This window comes from Nonomuraea longispora, assembly GCF_004348345.1.
GTDB classification, from domain to species: domain Bacteria; phylum Actinomycetota; class Actinomycetes; order Streptosporangiales; family Streptosporangiaceae; genus Nonomuraea; species Nonomuraea longispora.
In genome coordinates, this window is the sequence record NZ_SMJZ01000106.1 from 1 (window position 1) to 18,674 (window position 18,674).

15 protein-coding genes are annotated in these 18,674 nt (G+C 71.0%); 14 read left to right on the plus strand and 1 reads right to left on the minus strand.

The features are described 5' to 3' along the window. The 9 genes from mreD to obgE form a co-directional block, all read left to right on the plus strand. Nucleotides 1-494: rod shape-determining protein MreD (gene mreD / locus E1267_RS25390; protein WP_246064249.1), on the plus strand; the 494-nt coding region annotated here is incomplete at its 5' end. Continuing rightward, a complete protein-coding gene (mrdA, locus tag E1267_RS25395) occupies nt 491-2,536 on the plus strand; it encodes a penicillin-binding protein 2 (protein ID WP_132335673.1) in 2,046 nt (681 codons plus the stop codon). The genes mreD and mrdA, both read left to right, overlap by 4 nt. Continuing rightward, nucleotides 2,533-3,699 (plus strand): rod shape-determining protein RodA, encoded by a 1,167-nt coding sequence (gene rodA / locus E1267_RS25400; RefSeq protein ID WP_132335675.1) that lies wholly within the window; start codon nt 2,533-2,535, stop codon nt 3,697-3,699. Before mrdA ends, rodA begins: the two co-directional genes overlap by 4 nt. Before the next feature lie 69 nt (nt 3,700-3,768). Continuing rightward, nucleotides 3,769-5,679 carry a TIGR03960 family B12-binding radical SAM protein gene (locus E1267_RS25405; protein WP_132335677.1) on the plus strand — a complete coding sequence of 637 codons (1,911 nt, stop codon included), beginning with the start codon at nt 3,769-3,771 and terminating at the stop codon, nt 5,677-5,679. A gap of 154 nt (nt 5,680-5,833) precedes the next feature. After that, complete coding sequence (locus E1267_RS25410) at nt 5,834-6,586, plus strand: TIGR03936 family radical SAM-associated protein (RefSeq protein ID WP_246064250.1); 753 nt, start codon at nt 5,834-5,836, stop codon at nt 6,584-6,586. Between the two features lie 144 nt (nt 6,587-6,730). Further along, the gene (locus E1267_RS25415; protein ID WP_246064251.1) at nt 6,731-9,961 is read left to right on the plus strand and encodes a ribonuclease E/G; all 3,231 of its coding nucleotides are present in this window, start codon (nt 6,731-6,733) and stop codon (nt 9,959-9,961) included. 225 nt (nt 9,962-10,186) lie between these two features. Beyond that, entirely contained in the window at nt 10,187-10,489 is a 303-nt protein-coding gene (rplU, locus tag E1267_RS25420; RefSeq protein ID WP_049575732.1) for a 50S ribosomal protein L21, read from the plus strand. Nucleotides 10,490-10,504: 15 nt separating this feature from the next. After that, nucleotides 10,505-10,762, plus strand: a complete 258-nt coding sequence (gene rpmA / locus E1267_RS25425) for a 50S ribosomal protein L27 (RefSeq protein ID WP_132335681.1) — start codon at nt 10,505-10,507, stop codon at nt 10,760-10,762. 188 nt (nt 10,763-10,950) lie between these two features. After that, a complete protein-coding gene (gene obgE, locus E1267_RS25430) occupies nt 10,951-12,303 on the plus strand; it encodes a GTPase ObgE (protein ID WP_132335683.1) in 1,353 nt (450 codons plus the stop codon). A gap of 103 nt (nt 12,304-12,406) precedes the next feature. On the opposite strand, the gene E1267_RS25435 is transcribed toward obgE, so the two are convergent. After that, entirely contained in the window at nt 12,407-13,177 is a 771-nt protein-coding gene (locus E1267_RS25435; protein ID WP_132335685.1) for an SDR family oxidoreductase, read from the minus strand. A 55-nt stretch (nt 13,178-13,232) separates the two neighbouring features. Here E1267_RS25435 and E1267_RS25440 point away from each other — a divergent pair, with 55 nt between their 5' ends. The 5 genes from E1267_RS25440 to E1267_RS25455 all read left to right on the plus strand — a co-directional run bounded on the left by E1267_RS25440 (nt 13,233) and on the right by E1267_RS25455 (nt 18,586). After that, complete coding sequence (locus E1267_RS25440) at nt 13,233-13,832, plus strand: TetR/AcrR family transcriptional regulator (protein WP_132335687.1); 600 nt, start codon at nt 13,233-13,235, stop codon at nt 13,830-13,832. Nucleotides 13,833-13,842: 10 nt separating this feature from the next. After that, nucleotides 13,843-14,961: a glutamate 5-kinase gene (proB, locus tag E1267_RS25445; RefSeq protein WP_165959778.1), complete on the plus strand. Its 1,119-nt coding sequence runs from the start codon at nt 13,843-13,845 to the stop codon at nt 14,959-14,961. A gap of 84 nt (nt 14,962-15,045) precedes the next feature. After that, nucleotides 15,046-16,317: a glutamate-5-semialdehyde dehydrogenase gene (locus tag E1267_RS25450; RefSeq protein WP_132335691.1), complete on the plus strand. Its 1,272-nt coding sequence runs from the start codon at nt 15,046-15,048 to the stop codon at nt 16,315-16,317. Nucleotides 16,318-16,366: 49 nt separating this feature from the next. Continuing rightward, entirely contained in the window at nt 16,367-16,543 is a 177-nt protein-coding gene (locus E1267_RS44575) for a hypothetical protein (RefSeq protein WP_165959779.1), read from the plus strand. Nucleotides 16,544-16,624: 81 nt separating this feature from the next. Then, nucleotides 16,625-18,586 (plus strand): serine/threonine protein kinase, encoded by a 1,962-nt coding sequence (locus tag E1267_RS25455; RefSeq protein ID WP_132335693.1) that lies wholly within the window; start codon nt 16,625-16,627, stop codon nt 18,584-18,586. The last annotated feature ends 88 nt before the right edge of the window (nt 18,587-18,674 follow it).

Consider the following 18,674-nt stretch of genomic DNA (forward strand, 5'->3'; position numbering starts at 1 on the left):
GGTGTGGACGCCGGTGGGGAGGGGGCGCGGTGATCGGGGGCGTGTCCGTACTGATCGCGCTGCTGGCGCAGGTCATGCTGGTCAACCGGCTGCCGCTGCCCGCCGGGGGCGCGCCTGACCTGGTATTGCTCGCCTTGATCGGGACGGCCCTGTCACGGGGGCCGGCATCGGGCGCGATGCTCGGCTTCTTCACCGGGCTGCTGGTCGACGTCATGCCGCCGACCGCGCACCTGCTCGGCCAGTACGCGTTCGTGCTGGCGCTCGTCGGATACGTCGCCGGGCACGGCGCGGGCGGTCAGGTGACCACGGTCGTGTTGTGCGTGCTGATGGCGCCGCTGCTCGCGGCCGGCGTGGGCGGGCTGATCTCTGATCCCCGGGTGACGATGTCCACGCTGACCGAGCAGGTGCCCGTCACCGTCGTCTACACGCTGCTGGTGTCGCCGATCGTGATCTGGATGACCGCGCGTGCCGGGCGGACGAGGTTCTCGACATGATCAGGATGCGGGCCCGGCTGCTGGTGCTGCACGTCCTCGTGCTGACGCTGCTCGTCGTGCTGGCCATGCGGTTGTGGCAGGTGCAGGTGGTGCGCGGGCAGGAGTTCGTGACGCGGGCGACGGAGACGAGGACGCGCACCGTGATCGTGCCGGCCGTTCGGGGGCAGATCCTCGACTCGTCCGGCCGGCCGCTGGTGCGCAACAAGACCGCGCTGGTCGTGTCCGTGGACCGTACGAGGCTTTCGAGGATGCCTGACGGCGGTGTGAAGGTGCTGCGCAAGTTGTCCGCGGTGCTCGACAGGCCGGTGGCGCAGTTGCAGCAGCGCATCACGCCGTGCGGTCCCGGGATCGCGAAGCCGTGCTGGACGGGGTCGCCGTACCAGCCGGTTCCGCTGGACGAGAAGGTCGACACGCGTGAGGCGCTGCAGATCCTCGAACGGCAGGAGGAGTTTCCCGGGGTGACGGCGGAGATCCACTCCGTCAGGCAATATCCGGGAGGCAGGGCTGGCGCCCAGATGCTCGGCTACCTTCAGCCGGTCACCGAGGCGGAGCTGGAGAAACGCGAAGGGCTCAAGGCCAGCTTCTCCGGGGTGGACCTGGTCGGGCGCGACGGACTCGAATACGTCTACGACGAGGCGCTGCGCGGCAAGGCGGGGCTGCGCAGGGTGCAGGTCGACCGGATGGGCAAGGCGCTCGGCGTCGAGGAGCAGACCACTCCCATCGCGGGCGACCACCTGGTCACCAGCATCGACTCGCGCGTACAGAACGTGGTGGAGAAGGCGCTCGCGCGGACGATGAAGGCGGCGCCGTCAGCCGACGGCGGGGCCGGGGTGGTGCTCGACGCCCGCAGCGGGCGGGTCGTGGCGCTGGCCAGCGCCCCCGGGTACGATCCCGCGATCTGGGCGGGCGGGATCTCGGCCCGCGGATACCAGCGGCTGATGTCGGAGAAGTCCGGCAAGCCGCTCGTGTCGCGGGCGATCAACGGCCAGTTCGCGCCTGGTTCGACGTTCAAGGTCTCGTCGGTGGCCTCCATGTTGCGCGCCGGCTACCCGCTCAACGGCAATTACAGCTGTCCCGGCTCCGTCATGGTGGGCGGACGGGCGTTCAACAACTTCCGGGGCATTCCTCTGGGCACGCTCGACCTGCACATGGCGCTGGTCAAGTCATGCGACACGATCTTCTACCAGGCGGCGTTCGAGCAGTACACGAAGGACGGCGGCCGCAGCCCGAAGAAGACGCCGAAGGAGGTGTTCGCCAACGTCGCGCGGGCCTTCGGCTTCGGCAGTCCGACGGGCATCGACCTGCCCGGCGAGTCGTCCGGGCGCATTCCCGACCGGGCCTGGAAGAAGGACCTGTGGAACCGCACCAGCGCGGTCAACTGCGAGCGGTCGCGCAAGGGCTACCCGGAGATCAAGGACCGTGCGCGGGCGGAGTTCCTGAAGCGTCTCGCGCTGGAGAACTGCACCGAGGGTTTCCTCCTGCGGCCGGGCGACGCCGCCAACTTCTCCATCGGCCAGGGCGACGTGCTGGTGACGCCGCTGCAGCTGGCCAGGGCGTACATGGCGCTGGTGACCGACGGAAAGGTGCGCAGCCCGCGCATCGGGTGGGCTCAGGTCCGGCCCGACGGCAAGGTGGTCAAGACGATCGACGTGCCGGTGGTCGGCAAGCTGCCGCTCAGCGAGAAGGAGCGGCGCTACATCAAGAACGCGCTGAGCCAGGTGCCCTCCGACGGCACCGCCGCGGGGGCCTTCGCCGGGTTTCCGATGAACAAGGTTCGCATCGGCGGCAAGACCGGCACCGCCGAGGTCTGGGGCAAGAAGGACACCGCGTGGTTCGCGTCGTTCGCGCCCACCCAGAACCCGCAATACGTCGTGGTCGTCATGATCTCCCAGGGTGGGATGGGCGGCTCGGCGGCGGCGCCGGCCGCGCGCGAGATCTACGAGGGCATCTACGGCATCAAGCGGCCCCCGGCGGTGCCCGGCGGCCGGTTGACGACGCGGCTGCCGGCGTTCGCACCTGACGGAACGGTGGCGCGAGGATGACAGGCCGCACGGCCGCCGTCCGGCGTCCCTCGCTGCTGCGGCGGGTGGCGGGCGAGCACTCGGCCGTGCGACGCTTCGACGGGCTCATGCTGGTCGCCGTGGCGGGGTTGTGCGTGATCGGCACCTTGCTGGTGTGGTCGTCCACCAGGACCTGGGCGCCGGGCTCGACGGGACTGGTCAAGAAACACCTGCTCAACCAGGCGCTCGGCGTGGTGTTGTGCGGCATCGTGGCCTCGATCGACCACCGGGCAATGCGGGCCTACGCGCCGCTGGTGTTCCTGACGTCCCTGGTGGGGCTTGGCCTGGTGATCACCCCGTTGGGGGCGACGATCAACGGGTCGCACTCGTGGATCCTGCTCGGCGGAGGGTTCGCGGTGCAGCCGTCGGAGTTCGCCAAGGTGGGCCTGCTGCTCATCACGGCGATGTTGCTGGCGCAGCCGGCTGAGGGCTCCGACCGGCCGCGCGGGTTCGACGTCGTGCTGGCGCTGCTCGCCGCGGCGCTCACGATCGGGCTGGTGATGCTCCAGCCCGACCTCGGCACGGCGATGGTGCTGGCAGTGATCGCGGCGTCCGCGCTGATCATCGCGGGGGTGCGCAAACGGTGGATCGCGGCGCTGACGACGGTGGCGGGCGCCGCCGTGTTCGCGGTGTTCTACTTCCAGTTGCTGGAGCCGTACCAGGTGGCGCGGTTCACCGCGTTCGTCGATCCCAGCGTGGATCCGCGAGGGGTGGGCTACAACAGCACGCAGTCGCTGATCGCGATCGGGTCGGGGCAGCTTCTGGGCAAAGGGCTGCTGGGCGGCGGGCAGACGACCGGGCGGTTCGTGCCGGAGCAGCACACCGACTTCATCTTCACGGTGGCGGGGGAGGAGTTCGGGTTTCTGGGGTCCGTCACCGTGGTGCTGCTGCTCGGCGTGGTGCTGCTGCGCGGGCTGAAGATCGCCAGGCAGTGCGAGGACCGGTTCGGGACGCTGGTCGCGGGGACGATCGTGTGCTGGTTCGCGTTCCAGATGTTCATCAACGTGGGCATGACGATCGGGATCATGCCGATCACCGGGCTGCCGCTGCCGTTCGTGTCGTACGGCGGCACGGCCACGTTCGCCAACCTCATCGCTGTCGGCCTGCTGCAGGCCATCAGGGTGCGCGGTCATTCGTTCGACTGAAGGCCTCCTGGCGGATTTCTGCACCGGGCCCGGACCTGCCACCGCCTGAACGCCGCTACCCTTGACGGTATGCCTGTCGAGTCGATTTTCCACCGCCTGGAAGCGTTGCTGCCGAAGGTGCAGAAACCGATCCAGTACGTCGGGGGCGAGCTCAACTCGACCGTCAAGGACTGGGACTCCGCCGACGTGCGGTGGGCGTTGATGTATCCCGACGCCTACGAGGTCGGGCTGCCCAACCAGGGCGTCGCGATCCTCTACGAGATCCTCAACGAGCTGCCGGGCACGCTGGCCGAGCGCACTTACGCGGTCTGGCCCGATCTCGAGGCGCTCATGCGAGCCGAGGGCGTCCCGCAGTTCACCGTCGACGCGCACCGGCCGGTGCGCGCCTTCGACGTGCTCGGGGTGTCGTTCTCGACCGAGCTCGGTTACACCAACATGCTGACCGCGCTCGATCTGGCCGGAATTCCGTTGACGGCGGCCGACAGGGGCGACGACGACCCGATCGTGCTCGCGGGGGGCCACGCGGCCTTCAACCCTGAGCCGATCGCCGACTTCCTCGACGCGGCCGTGCTCGGCGACGGGGAGCAGATCGCCATCGCCATCTCCGAGGTCGTCCGCGAGTGGAAGGCCGAGGGCCGTCCCGGTGGCCGTGACGAGCTGCTGATGCGGCTCGCCGAGTCGGGCGGCGTCTACGTGCCCAAGTTCTACGACGTCGACTACCACCCTGACGGCCGGATCAAGCGAGTCGCGCCCAACAGGACGGACGTGCCGTGGCGGGTGCACAAGCACACCGTGATGGACCTCGACGAGTGGCCCTACCCGAAGAAGCCGCTGGTCCCGTTGGCGGAGACGGTGCACGAGCGGTTCAGCGTGGAGATCTTCCGCGGTTGCACGCGCGGTTGCCGGTTCTGCCAGGCCGGCATGATCACCCGGCCGGTGCGCGAGCGTTCGATCACCACGATCGGCGCCATGGTGGAGAACGGCGTCAAGGAGTCCGGCTTCAACGAGGTCGGGCTGCTGTCGTTGTCGTCCGCCGACCACTCCGAGATCGGCGAGGTCGCCAAGGGCCTGGCCGACCGCTACGAAGGCACCAACACCTCGCTGTCGTTGCCCTCGACCAGGGTCGACGCGTTCAACATCGACCTGGCCAACGAATTCTCCAGGAACGGCAGGCGCTCGGGCCTGACGTTCGCGCCCGAGGGTGGCTCCGAGCGCATGCGCAAGGTGATCAACAAAATGGTCACCGAGGAAGACCTGATCCGCACCGTCACCACGGCCTACTCTCAGGGGTGGCGGCAGGTCAAGCTCTACTTCATGTGTGGACTGCCTACGGAGCAGGACGAAGACGTGCTCGGCATCGCCGACCTGGCCAAGAAGGTCATCAAGGCGGGCCGGGAGATCACCGGCAGTCGTGACATCCGCTGCACGGTGTCCATCGGCGGCTTCGTGCCCAAGCCGCACACGCCGTTCCAGTGGGCGGCCCAGGCCGACCACGAGACCGTCGACCGGAGGCTCAAGGCGCTGCGCGACTCGCTGAGAGGCGACAAGCAGTACGGCAAGGCCATCGGCTTCCGCTACCACGACGGCAGACCCTCGATCGTCGAGGGGCTGCTCTCACGCGGCGACCGCCGCGTGGGCGCCGTGATCCGCGCCGTCTGGGAGAGCGGCGGCAGGTTCGACGGCTGGAGCGAGCACTTCTCGTACGAGCGCTGGATGGCGGCGGCCGAGCAGGCCGGTGTCGACGTCGACTGGTACACCACGCGCGAGCGCGAGGAGAACGAAGTGCTTCCGTGGGACCACCTCGACGCCGGACTCGACCGTGAGTGGCTCTGGCAGGACTGGCAGGAGGCCCTTTCCGGCGGTGAGGTCGAAGACTGCCGCTGGACCCCATGCTACGACTGCGGGGTCTGCCCCACCATGGGGACGGAGATTCAGATAGGTCCTACCGGGCGAAAACTCCTTCCTCTGACGGTGGTCTAGCGCGCTCAGTGGGCAAGCCGTGTCACGGCGTACACGCACACACGTCAGCGCGGCTTATCCTGAGTGGTAGGAACTCTTACAAGGGAAGGACGACACAGCTCTGAAACCTGTTCCCGAAGGGCCTCCGCCCGCGCCTACGGTGCAGCGCCTGCGTGTGCGTTACGCCAAGCGCGGCCGCCTGCGCTTCACCAGCCACCGCGACATCTCGCGGGCCGTCGAGAGGGCGGTCCGCCGTGCCGGCATTCCGGTGGCCTACAGCGCGGGCTTCTCGCCTCACCCGAAGATCTCCTACGCGGGCGCGGCGCCGACCGGCGTCGCCAGCGAAGCCGAATACCTCGAGCTCGGTGTTACCACGCCGTGCGTTCCGGACGAGGTCAAGTCCGGACTCGACCGGTCGTTGCCGCCCGGGCTCGACGTGCTCGACGTTGTGGAGGCGGGGCCTGGTGGTCTGGCCGACCGCTTGGAGGTCTCCGACTGGGAGGTGCGGCTGCCCGGTGCCGATCGCGAGCTCGCCCAGGTGGCGGCGGAGAAGTTCCTCGCGGCGAGCACGGTGGACGTCGAGCGCCTCACCAAGAAGGGCCCCCGCCGCTTCGACGCGCGGGAGGCGGTCCTGAGGCTCGTGGTGTCCGAGGGAACAGACAGAACCGCAGCTCAGGTGCATGGACGACCGTGTGTCATACTGCGCATGGTTGTTCGGCACATGACGCCTGCCGTTCGACCCGACGATGTGCTCACAGGGCTGCGCCTTGTGGCCGACTTCGCGCCGCCGGTTCCCCCCGAGGTGACCAGGCTGGCGCAGGGGCCGCTCGACGCCAGCACCGGTGCGCTTGCCGACCCGCTCGACCTGGACCGCGACACGACGCGCGGCGGCGAGGCGGGACCGGCGGGTGAGCACGTCGCCGGTTAAGGAAGTGCCCTGCGCGAGCCGGGCACGACCGTTGACAGGACTTGGCGCCGGCGCTCCCTCATCGGGGGAGCCGGCGGACAACGAGACACGAGGGCTCCTGCGCGGCGCGGCGACGCGCCCGGGAGCTGACGGGAGAGCGCCCGCATGCTCGACAACGAGCCCAACGCCGGGGCCACTGGCCCTGACGGGGAGACAATTGAACAGCCCGAGGTGACCAAGCGTCGCCGTTCCGCCAGCCGGCCCGCGGGTCCGCCGCCGGAGCCCGACGAGCCGACCTCCGTCCCGGTCACCGTCGTAGCCGCGCAGGCGGCGCCGTCGGTGGCCGAGGTGCAGCCGGTGCAGATCAACGCCGTACAGCGTGCCGCCGGTGAGCCCGCACCCGAGATCCTCGCGGAGGCCGTCGACACGGCGGCCGCGCGTGCGAACGCCGCGGATCTTCCCGGCGCCGCGGGGGAGGTCGCTGGAGGGCCGGGTCCGGCCAATGCCGCCAACGGCGACACTTCAACCGCCACAGGTGACGCCGGTGCAGCCGCTACGACCGCGTCCGATGCCGGTGTGGCCGACTCGCAGAGTGCCGGCGGCGCGGTCGCCGGAGCTCCTGAGACGGGCGGTGAGGCGACGAGCGTCGCCGCTGCCAACGGCACGGGTGCCGGTGCGCCGCAGAGCCCGGCCGAGGAGAAGCCCAAGAGGACCACGCGGACCCGGTCCACGGCGACGACGACGCGCCGGCGTACGACGAAGAAGGCCGCGGAGGAGCAGGCCGACGAGGCGGGAGCGCTCCCCGAGAGCGCGGCGCCCGCCGAGGAGGCTCCGCCGAAGCGGCGCAGGACCCGCAAGAAGGCGGAGCCCGAAGCCGCGGTCGATGCGGGTCAGGATGACGTGACCTCCTCCACCGGCGGCGCGGTCGCGGTGGGAGCGCCCACAGGGGGCAACGAGGCCGCCGCCCCGTTCGGCACGGACGAGGACTCCGGTGGCCGGGACACCGAGGACCTGGCAGCCGATGTCGCCGCCGTGGCGGCGGGCGAGGCCGAGGTCTCACAGGCCGGCGCAGGTACGGTGGCGCAGGGCGAGGACACGCGGGCCACCGCGGCCGGGGTCGAGCGTTCCGGCGGTGACGTCGAGACGGCGCTCTTCGCGTCCGCCCAGGCCGCAGAGGACACCGAGGACACCGAGGACATCATCGAGATCCTGCCCGAGGACGAGCCGCTCGACGACGAACCCGCGGGGGAGGACCTCGACGAGGACGTCGACCGCCCGAGCCTGCTCGCCGACCCGTTCGGGCTGACCGCGCGCCGGCAGAACGAGCCGGGTGCCGCGTTCCAGCGGCCCGCGGCCATCTTCGCGCCGCTGTTCCAGGCGCCCGACCCCAGCAAGGCCAAGCCCGCCGCCACCCGGCGGGCCGGGCCGCCGCAGCCGGTCGCCGACGAGCCCGAGGAGGCCGAGGAACCGGTCGACGAGACGGCGACCGAGGACGAGCCGGACACCGACACCTCCGACGAGCAGGAGGAGGAGGGCGGCGGCCGTCGCCGTCGCCGCCGGCGCGGCGGCAGGGGCCGCGGCAAGTCGCGCGAGCGCGACGAGTCGGAGGACGGCGAGGAGCAGGAGGAGGACTCCGAGGACGGGCAGGGCGAGGAAGCCCAGGAAGAGGAGAGCTCCGGTTCGCGCCGGCGCCGTAGGCGTCGCCGCCGCGGCACGGACGAGGCCGTGGAACCGGCGGGTGACGACCCCCCGAACACGGTGGTGCGCATCCGCGCGCCGCGCTCGGGACGTTCGGCAGGGCTCGACACCGCCACCGACGGCGTGCAGAGCGTGCGCGGCTCGACCAGGCTCGAGGCCAAGAAGCAGCGCCGCCGCGAGGGGCGCGAGCTCGGGCGCAGGCGCCCGCCGATCATCACGGAGTCGGAGTTCCTGGCCCGCCGCGAGTCCGTCGACCGGATGATGGTGGTGCGCAGGCAGGGCGACCGCACCCAGATCGCGGTGCTGGAGGACGGCGTGCTCGTCGAGCACTACGTCAACCGCGAGGCCAGTCAGTCCTACGTCGGCAACGTCTACCTCGGCAAGGTGCAGAACGTGCTGCCCTCGATGGAGGCGGCCTTCGTCGACATCGGCAAGGGCAGGAACGCCGTCCTGTACGCCGGTGAGGTGAACTTCGACACGGCCGGTCTCGAAGGCCAGCCGAAGCGCATCGAGTCGGCGCTGAAGTCGGGGCAGTCGGTGCTCGTCCAGGTCACGAAGGACCCGATCGGGCACAAGGGCGCGCGGCTCACGTCGCAGATCAGCCTGCCGGGCCGTTACCTGGTGTACGTGCCCGACGGGTCGATGACCGGCATCAGCCGCAAGCTGCCCGACAAAGAGCGCGCGCGGCTCAAGAGCATCCTGAAGAAGGTCATGCCGGAGAACGCCGGCGTGATCGTGCGCACGGCCGCCGAGGGCGCCTCCGAGGACGAGCTGGCCCGTGACGTGGCCCGCCTGTCCGCGCAGTGGGAGAACATCCAGAAGAAGGCCAAGTCGGCGAGCCCGCCCGAGCTGCTGTCCGCCGAGCCCGACCTGACGATCAGGGTCGTGCGCGACGTCTTCAACGAGGACTTCACCTCGCTGGTCGTGCAGGGCGAGGGAGCCTGGGACACCGTCGACGAGTACGTGAAGTACGTCGCGCCGCATCTGGGCGAGCGCCTGTCGAAGTGGGACGCCGCTCAGGGCGACGTGTTCGAGTCGTACCGGATCGACGAGCAGCTCGCCAAGGCGCTGGAGCGCAAGGTGTGGCTGCCGAGCGGCGGCTCCCTGGTGATCGACCGCACCGAGGCGATGACCGTCGTCGACGTCAACACCGGCAAGTTCACCGGCCAGGGCGGCAACCTCGAGGAGACCGTCACGCGCAACAACCTGGAGGCGGCCGAGGAGATCGTCCGCCAGCTCAGGCTCCGCGACATCGGCGGCATCATCGTCATCGACTTCATCGACATGGTGCTCGAGTCCAACCGGGACCTGGTGCTGCGGCGCATGCTGGAGTGCCTGGCCCGCGACAGGACCAAGCACCAGGTGGCCGAGGTGACCTCGCTGGGCCTGGTCCAGATGACCCGTAAGCGGGTCGGCCAGGGGCTGCTGGAGGCGTTCTCGACGGTCTGCGACTGCTGCAACGGGCGCGGTCTGATCATCTCCACGGAGCCTGTGGAGACCAAGCCGGAACCGCGCGGCACGCAGAGCAAGATGGCCGTCGAGAAGGCGGTCGCCGACAAGGTTTCCGCGGCGAAGGACTCCGGCAACCGTGATACTGTGACCGGTGCGCTTGAAGAAGTCCCCGCTGAGGACGACCAAGCCAGCCAGACTTCCGGCAGGGGGCGGAGACGCTCCCGCCGAGCCAAGTCAGCCGAGTAACCTCGGCAGGCTTCCGACGTTCCGTCCGGTTCGCCTAGGGCGCCGTTAATCCGGTATCCTGGTGAATCGGTGCGTCAGGTGACGTGCCCTGTTGGCGCGCTTACTCGGTTCGTCGGTTGGACAGGCCGAATGACAGGCGCAGCATTCGGAGTCAGCGGTCGTTCCCGCGCGGGGTGGCCGGGATCTCAGTGCAGTGCAACAGTGAGTCAGTAGAAGGGTTCCGCGGTGTACGCGATCGTTCGTTGCGGCGGCAGGCAGCAGAAGGTCTCCGTCGGTGACGTCCTCGAGGTGGACAAGGTCGCCGGCGAGGTCGGCTCTTCGGTTTCGCTGCCGACGGTGCTCGTCGTCAACGACGGCGATGTGACCACGGAGGCGGGCAAGTTCACGGTCAGCGCCGAGATCCTCGGCGAGACCAAGGGCCCGAAGATCCGGATCCTCAAGTACAAGAACAAGACCGGTTACAAGAAGCGCCAGGGTCACCGCCAGCGGTACACCCAGGTGAAGATCACCGGTATCGACCAGGCCTGATCGGGAGTTTGAGAGATGGCACACAAGAAGGGCGCGTCGTCCACCCGGAACGGCCGTGACTCGAACGCTCAGCGCCTGGGCGTCAAGCGCTTCGGCGGCCAGCTGGTCAACGCGGGCGAGATCATCGTCCGCCAGCGTGGCACCCACTTCCACCCCGGCGACAACGTGGGGCGTGGCGGCGACGACACGCTGTTCGCGCTGGCCGCCGGTCACGTGCAGTTCGGTGTCAGGCGTGGGCGCCGGGCCGTCAGCATCGTTCCCGTCACGGAGTAGTCTCCTCACGGGTTTTCGCTTCCAAGGGGTGGATCGATCGAGTGTCGATCCACCCCTTGGCGTTTTCCGGGGACGTTCTGCGGCCCCGCGCTTGTTGAACAACCTGTCGCCCGGCGTGAAGACGGCCGCCGGGTTCTTTCTGGTGCAGTGGAGATGCCCCTTACCGGGGGCGATGGAGAGGGTGCTTGATGCCGGACTTCGTGGACCAGGTGGTCCTGCACATCAAGGCCGGTGACGGGGGGAACGGGTGCGCCTCCATCCACCGGGAGAAGTTCAAGCCGCTCGGCGGCCCCGACGGCGGCAACGGCGGGCGGGGCGGCGACGTCATCCTCGAGGTCGACCCCAACACCGCGACCCTGCTCGACTACCACCACCGCCCGCACCGCAAGGCCGGCAACGGCAAGCAGGGGCAGGGCTCAAACCGTGATGGCGCCAACGGCGACGACGTGATCCTGCCCGTGCCCAACGGCACGGTCGTGAGGGACACGGCCACGGGCGAGGTGCTGGTCGACCTCGTGGGGGTCGGCACGCGCTACGTGATCGCCCAGGGCGGTCACGGCGGGCTCGGCAACGCGGCCCTGGCCACCACCCGCCGCAAGGCGCCGGGATTCGCGCTGCTCGGCGAGCCGGGCGACGAGCTCGACGTCATGCTGGAGCTCAAGAGCGTCGCCGACGTGGCGCTGGTCGGCTTCCCCAGTGCCGGGAAGTCGTCGCTGATCGCCGCCCTGAGCGCGGCCAAGCCGAAAATCGCCGACTACCCGTTCACCACCCTCATCCCCAACCTCGGCGTGGTGACGGCCGGAGACACCGTGTTCACCGTCGCCGACGTGCCGGGCCTGATTCCCGGGGCGTCGCAGGGCAAGGGCCTCGGGCACGAGTTCCTGCGCCACGTCGAGCGGTGCGACATGCTCGTGCACGTCATCGACTGCGCCACCATGGAGCCGGGGCGCGACCCGATCACCGACTACGAGGTGATCGAGGCGGAGCTGCGGGCGTACGGCAAGCTCGACGACCGGCCGCGGCTGGTCGTCCTCAACAAGGCCGACGTGCCCGACGCCCGGGAGCTGGCCGAGATGGTCACCCCGGAGTTGGAGGAGCGCGGGCTGAGGGTCTTCACGATCTCGGCGGCCACGCATGACGGGCTGCGCGAGCTCACGTACGCCATGGGCGAGTGGGTGGCCGCGGCCAGGGCCGTCAAGCCGGTCGAGGAGCCCACGCGGCTGGTGATCCGGCCCAGGCAGCTCGGCGACGCCGGGTTCCGGGTGCGGCGGGTCAACGACAACCTGTTCCAGGTCACCGGCGAGAAGCCGGAACGGTGGATCAGGCAGACCGACTTCAGCAACGACGAGGCCGTCGGCTACCTCGCCGACCGGCTCGAACGGCTCGGGGTCGAGGAGGAACTGGCCAAGGCGGGTGCGCGAGCCGGGGTCGAGGTCGTGATCGGGCCCATGGAGGGCGGCTACATCTTCGACTGGCAGCCCACACTGCACGCCGAGTCCGTACGGCAGGGCCCGAGGGGCTCCGACAACCGCCTCGGCTAGGCGGTCACCTGACGCGCCGGTCCGCCGGGCTGGTGCCGGTGGCGGTTCGGCATGCCCCTCGCTGGTGCCCGTTTCGCCTGGTGGGAAGCGCCGCCGGTCCGGGTCAGGGGCGGAGGGTGGCTTCGGCGCCGCCGTCGGCGTAGAGGATCTGGCCGGTCATGAACGAGTTGTCCGGGCTCACCGTCCAGGCCAGCAGTGACACGATCGCCGAGACGGGCCCGGGGAAGCCGAGTGGCTGGGGCATCATGGACGACACCTGCGCGCGGGTGGCCGGATCGTCCAGGAACATCCTTCTCGCCGTCTCCGTGTCCACCACGCCGGGTGCTACCGCGTTGAGCGGAATGCCAGCCTGCGCCCAGTCAGGGCTCACGGCGGCCCGGCGGAGCCAGCGGTTGAGCGCCAGCTTGGTGGACGGATAGACGATGCGGCCCCGGCCGGCCTCGACGGCGGTCGTGACGGCGGCGACGGCTGCGTCCTCGTCCATGGACAGGCACGCGGCGACGATGGCCTCGTCGGCGGCCACGACGGCGCTCAGCGAGGAGACGGCGACCGCCCTGGGCAGGTCCGACGCGGCCAGCAGGGGGCGCAGGCTCTCCAGGGTGGCGACCGTGCCGAAGAAGTTGAGCCGCGCGGTGAGCGGCGAGGGGGCGGCGCTGCCGGCCACCGCGATCAGGCCGTCGATCCGGCCGCCCGAGGCAGCCGTCACGTCCGAGGCCAGCTGTTCGCGTCCCTCCGGGGTGGTCAGGTCGGCGGTCACGCCGGCGTCGCGGACGTCGCAGCGGATCACCCGGTCGCCGCACCCCTCCAGGTGGTCTGCGGTCGCGGCGCCGATGCCCGAGGCGGCGCCGGTGACGACATAAGTACGGAGTCCCATGGGCAAATCACTACATCAAATGAAGCGATGCAGTCAATGTAGTAATGTGCCGGTCATGGCGGAGGGGATCAGGGAACGCAAGAAGCGGCGTACGCGCGAGGCGCTGATCGCAGCGGCGGTGGAGTTGTTCCAGCGGCAGGGCTACGAGGCGACCACCGTCGCCCAGATCGCGGCCGCGGCCGACGTGTCGACCAGGACGTTCTTCCTGCACTTCCCCACCAAGGAGGACGTCGTCCTGGCCGGCGGCGGCGCACGGGTCGAGCTGGCCGTGCGGGTCATCGAGCAGCGAGGGCCGGACGAGACGATGCGCGACGTGCTCGCCGCGGCGGTCGAGTGCATGATCGGCGAGGTCGCCGGTTCCGAGCTGGCCACGGGGATCGCCGACGTCCGAGTGCGGCTGATGCTCACCGTCCCGGAGCTGCAGGCCTGGATGCTGCGGCGGCTGCTGGACGCGCAGCGGCGCATCGTCGACGCGTTGTGCCGGAGCTACCCGGAGGAGGACGACGTCGTGGCGGTCGCCGCACAGGTGGGAGCGCTGGTGGGCGCGGTGACCTCGGCCGCCACGTACGCGCTGCGCCGGGGGGACCCGCCGGAGGAGGTCACCGCCGCGATGCGCGCGGCGGCCGGGCGCACCGCGCTTTCCTGGAGCCGATAAGCTGCCAGGCGTGCGGGAACAGCTCAGCTCAGCATCCAAGGTCGTTGTCAAGGTCGGCTCCTCCTCGCTCACCACCCCTCAGGGCATGATCGATGTCGACCGGGTCGACGCGCTGGTGGATGTGCTGGCGGCGCGGCGCCGGGCCGGGACGCAGATCGTCCTGGTCTCGTCGGGAGCGATCGCGGCGGGCCTCGGCCCGCTGGGGCTGACCGCGCGGCCACGTGACCTGGCCACCCAGCAGGCGGCGGCGTCCGTCGGGCAGGGTGTGCTCGTCGCCCGCTACACGTCCTCCTTCGCCCGCTACTCCCTGCGGGTCGGCCAGGTGCTGCTGACCGCCGACGACATGATGCGCCGCGCCCACCACGCCAACGCCCAGCGCACCCTCGGCCGGCTGCTGGAGCTGGGCATCGTGCCCATCGTCAACGAGAACGACACGGTGGCCACCGACGAGATCCGCTTCGGCGACAACGACCGGCTGGCGGCGCTGGTGTCGCACCTGATCCGCGCCGACGCCCTGGTGTTGTTGTCGGACGTCGACGCCCTCTACGACGGCCCGCCGAGCCGCAGCGGCTCGCGCCGGCTGACGGAGATCCGCGGCGCCGACGACCTGATAGGGGTCGAGCTCGGCAGGAACGGCGCGGCCGTCGGCACCGGCGGCATGGTGACCAAGGTGCAGGCGGCCAGGATCGCCACCGGGGCCGGAGTGCCCGTGGTGCTCACCGCTGCCGCTCACGCGGCCCAGGCGCTGAGCGGAGCCGACGTCGGCACCTACTTCCACCCCGGCGGCCGACATCCCGGCACGCGCCTGCTCTGGCTCGCTCACGCCACCACCGGGCGGGGCCGGCTCCACCTCGACCCGGGCGCGGTCGACGCCATCGTGGCCCGGCGCAAGTCGCTGCTGCCCGCAGGGGTGACGTCGGTGGAGGGCGATTTCGCCGCCGGCGACCCCGTCGACCTGTGCGAGCCGAAGGGCCTCGTGGTGGCCCGCGGCCTGGTCAACTTCGACGCCAACGAGATCCCCGGACTGCTCGGCCGCTCCACGCGCGAGCTGGCGAGCACACTGGGTCCGGAATATGAGCGTGAGCTGATCCACCGTGACGACATCGTCATACTGGAAGCCCACAGGTGATGCAGGGCACCCGCTCGACGGGCCCGTAGTGACGAAAGACGGTCGGGGCGCCGGGCGCCCCGAGCAGCGAAGCGGAGCGTAGCCATGAGCACAGAGTTCCTGAAGGTCGCCCACGCGGCGCGAGAGGCCGCCGCCGAGTTGGCCCCGCTGCCTCGGGCGCCGAAGGACCGGGCGCTGCGCGCCGTCGCCGACGCGCTGGTCGCGCACGCGGAGCCGATCGTCGAGGCCAACGCCAAGGACGTCGAGCGGGCCAGGTCCCAGGGCACCGCCGAGGCGATGATCGACCGCCTGCGGCTCGACGAGGCGAGGATCGCGGCCATCGCCGAGGCCGTACGCCAGGTGGCCGACCTGCCCGACCCGGTCGGCGAGGTCGTGCGCGGCGCCACGCTGCCCAACGGGCTGGAGCTGCGCCAGCTCAGAGTGCCGCTGGGCGTGATCGGCATCATCTACGAAGGCCGCCCCAACGTCACCGTCGACGCCGCCGTCCTCTGCCTGAAAAGCGGCAACGCGGTGCTGCTCAGGGGCTCGTCCAGCGCCCACTCCTCCAACGCCGCCCTCGTGCGGGTCATGCAGGACGCCCTGGCCGCCACCGAGGTCCCGGCGGGGGCCGTGCAACTCGTCCCCGGGCTGACGCGCGAGTCGGTCAAGGAGCTGATGCGCGCCCGCGGCCTGGTCGACGTGCTGATCCCACGCGGCGGCGCGTCGCTGATCAACTCGGTGGTCGAGGAGTCCACCGTCCCGGTGATCGAGACCGGCGTCGGCAACTGCAGCGTCTACGTCGACGCCGACGCCGACGTCGACCTGGCCGTGCAGATCCTGCTCAACGCCAAGGCGCAGCGCCCCTCGGTCTGCAACGCGGCGGAGACGTTCCTGGTGCACGCCGACGTGGCCGACGCGTTCGTGCCCAGGGCGCTGCGGGCGCTGGCCGAGGCGGGCGTGACCGTCCACGGCGACGCGAGAATCGCCGCGTACGGCGACGTCGTGCCGGCCACCGAGGACGACTTCCGCGCCGAATATCTCTCGCTCGACATCGCCGCCGCCGTCGTCGGATCGCTGGAGGAGGCGGTGGCGCACATCAGGCGCTACGGCTCGGGCCACACCGACGCCATCGTCACCCGGTCGCAGGGCGCCGCCCGCAGGTTCGTGGCGCTCGTCGACTCGGCGGCCGTGGCGGTCAACGCCTCGACGAGGTTCACCGACGGGGGCGAGTTCGGCTTCGGGGCGGAGATCGGCATCTCCACCCAGAAGCTGCACGCGCGTGGCCCGATGGGGCTGCCCGAGCTGACGTCCACCAAGTGGATCTACACCGGTGAGGGGCATTTGCGCACGTCAGAGGGCACGGTGGTGGCCGGTTAACCGGCGTGTCGGCACGGCCGGCGCCTGACGACGCGGTTTGACTGGGGGCATGGAAATTGTCGTCGCCCTCGCTCTCATGGCCGCGGTGTTGTTCGGCGCCGACCGGCTGCTGCTCCGGCTGGAGAGCCGCGGCCGGGTCAACTGGCGCAGGAACAACCGCAAACGGCTGTCCGAGGCGCCCACGGCCGAGCTCGACAGCATGCTCTCCGACCACGCGCACCGTTAACCTTCGGCGTGCCTCACGCGGTGACTCACGTCACGGCGCTAGGGTTGTGTCCCTTATGGGCACGCCGGGCGGGGAGGGACGGTGAGCAAGCTCGGCAAGGTGGGGCCGTACACCCTGGTCGAGCGGCTCGGCCGCGGTGGCATGGGCGAGGTCTACCTCGCCTCGACCCGTCGTGGCGAGCACGTCGCACTCAAGGTCCTGCACGACCTGGCCGAGGACGAGATCTCGCGCATCAGGCTGGAGCGCGAGGTCCGTGCGCTGCGCAGGGTCGAGAGCCCGTACGTCGCCAAGGTCCTCGACGCCGACCTGGGCTGCGCGCGCCCCTACCTGGTCATGGAGCACATCGAGGGAGTCACGCTGCTCGACCGGGTACGCCAGGACGGCCCGCTCGACGACGCCCAACTGGTCGACATGGCCCAGGGCATCGCGGCGGCGCTGGCCATCATCCACGCGGCGGGCGTCGTCCACCGTGACCTCAAACCCGGCAACATCATCATGGCCGGCAGAGGGCCGGTTCTGATCGACTTCGGCATCGCCCAGGTGCTCGACGCCACCCGGCTCACCATGACCGGCACGTTCCTCGGCACGCCCGGCTACACGGCCCCGGAGATCTTCGCCGACGAGCAGGTCGACTCGCCCGCCGACGTCCACGCCTGGGCGGCCACGGTGGCGTTCGCGGCGACCGGGCGGCCGACGTTCGGGCGGGGCACGGCCGAGGCGCAGATGTACGCGGTGCTGAACGGGCAGGCCGACCTCAAGGGCGTGCCCGTGCAACTGCTGCCCCTGCTGCGGGCGGCGCTCAACAGGGAGCCGGGCAAGCGGCCCACGGCGGCGTTGCTGGCCGACCGGCTGTCGCGGCTGGCCAGGGCGGCGAGCGGGGCCGATCCCGAGTCCACCCCGGCCGGTGGACGCGCCGTCGAGGCGGCCGAGGAGGCGGGCAAGGGCGCGGCCGTACGCAGCCGTACGACGGAGGACCCGGCGCGCGGGCGGGCCGGTGGCGCGGGCGTGGACGGCAAGGTGCCTCCGCCGCGTGGCCGTACCGGCGCGGACGGCAAGGGCTCGGCGGCGCGCAGCCGTGGCAACGTGGACGGTGCGGTGGCGCGGAGCCGGGGGGGCGCGGACAGTCCCGCGGCCCGCAGCCGGGCCAATCCCGACGGTTCCGCCGCGCGCGGCCGGTCGGGGGGCGCCGACGGCTCCGCGGCCCGTGGACGCGCGGGCACGGACGCCGCCGCGGCACGGAGCCGGGCGGCCGGCACGGACGGGGCCGCTCAGGGCCGGACGAGTGCGGCGAGTGGGGAGGGTTCCGCTCGAAGCCGGGCGGGCGCTGACGGGGTCGCGGCGCGCAGCCGGGTGCAGGCCGAAGGCAAGGTGCCCGCGCCCCGGGGACGCGGGAGCGTCGACGGCAAGGTGACGGGGCCGCGCGTCACCGGGCCGCGTCAGCGGACGGCGGCGGCCGTGCGCGCGAGGGCCGCGGCCAAACCGCAGGACAAGCGGAAAGCGGGTCTTCGCTCCGAGAGGTCCACCACGCTACCCGCCGGCAACGGCGCTCTGCTGCTGCTCGCCGCGCTGGCTGTGCCGTGCGTGGTGACCTCGGTGATCTGGCCGATCGCCTCCATCGCCATCACGGCGGTGCTGGTGGTGCTGACCAGGACCCTCTGGATGAGTCACTGGCTGGTGAGGAAGCGCGGCTCACGGGCCACCCGGGTGGCTCTGCGCGTGCTGCTCTTCCCGTTCGCGCTCGCCGCCGCTGCGGCGACCGCCGCCGTCTGGCCCGGCGTGCCCGTCGCGGTGGCGTCGGGCGGCGCGCTCTGGGCAACCGGTGGCGGTGAGATCGACGCCGACTGGTGGCAGCAGCCCGCGCCCGTGACCGTGGCCGGGGTGGTGTTCGGGATGTTGTGCGGTGGTTTCACCGGGCGCGAGATCGAGCGTATCGGCCAGCGCCTGCCCGATCTGCGCAGGGAAGGGCTGCGCGCACTGGCCGTGCTGGGCGGCTTCGTCGCCCTGTGCGCGGCCGCCGTGCGCGCCATCGCCCTGCTGCTGTGATCCTGCTGCGGTGATCCGGGCTGCCCTGATCGTGCTGTGCAGATCTGTGCTGCTCAGATCCGCCGTCGCGGTTGGCGGCGGATCACGC

Bases quoted from the DNA above. Each gene is read 5' to 3' on its own strand.
- mrdA (WP_132335673.1), top strand. From the start codon at position 491: ATGATCAGGATGCGGGCCCGGCTGCTGGTGCTGCACGTCCTCGTGCTG.
- rodA (WP_132335675.1), top strand. From the start codon at position 2,533: ATGACAGGCCGCACGGCCGCCGTCCGGCGTCCCTCGCTGCTGCGGCGG.
- E1267_RS25405 (WP_132335677.1), top strand. From the start codon at position 3,769: ATGCCTGTCGAGTCGATTTTCCACCGCCTGGAAGCGTTGCTGCCGAAG.
- E1267_RS25415 (WP_246064251.1), top strand. From the start codon at position 6,731: ATGCTCGACAACGAGCCCAACGCCGGGGCCACTGGCCCTGACGGGGAG.
- rpmA (WP_132335681.1), top strand. From the start codon at position 10,505: ATGGCACACAAGAAGGGCGCGTCGTCCACCCGGAACGGCCGTGACTCG.
- obgE (WP_132335683.1), top strand. From the start codon at position 10,951: ATGCCGGACTTCGTGGACCAGGTGGTCCTGCACATCAAGGCCGGTGAC.
- E1267_RS25435 (WP_132335685.1), bottom strand. From the start codon at position 13,177: ATGGGACTCCGTACTTATGTCGTCACCGGCGCCGCCTCGGGCATCGGC.
- E1267_RS25440 (WP_132335687.1), top strand. From the start codon at position 13,233: ATGGCGGAGGGGATCAGGGAACGCAAGAAGCGGCGTACGCGCGAGGCG.
- E1267_RS25450 (WP_132335691.1), top strand. From the start codon at position 15,046: ATGAGCACAGAGTTCCTGAAGGTCGCCCACGCGGCGCGAGAGGCCGCC.
- E1267_RS44575 (WP_165959779.1), top strand. From the start codon at position 16,367: ATGGAAATTGTCGTCGCCCTCGCTCTCATGGCCGCGGTGTTGTTCGGC.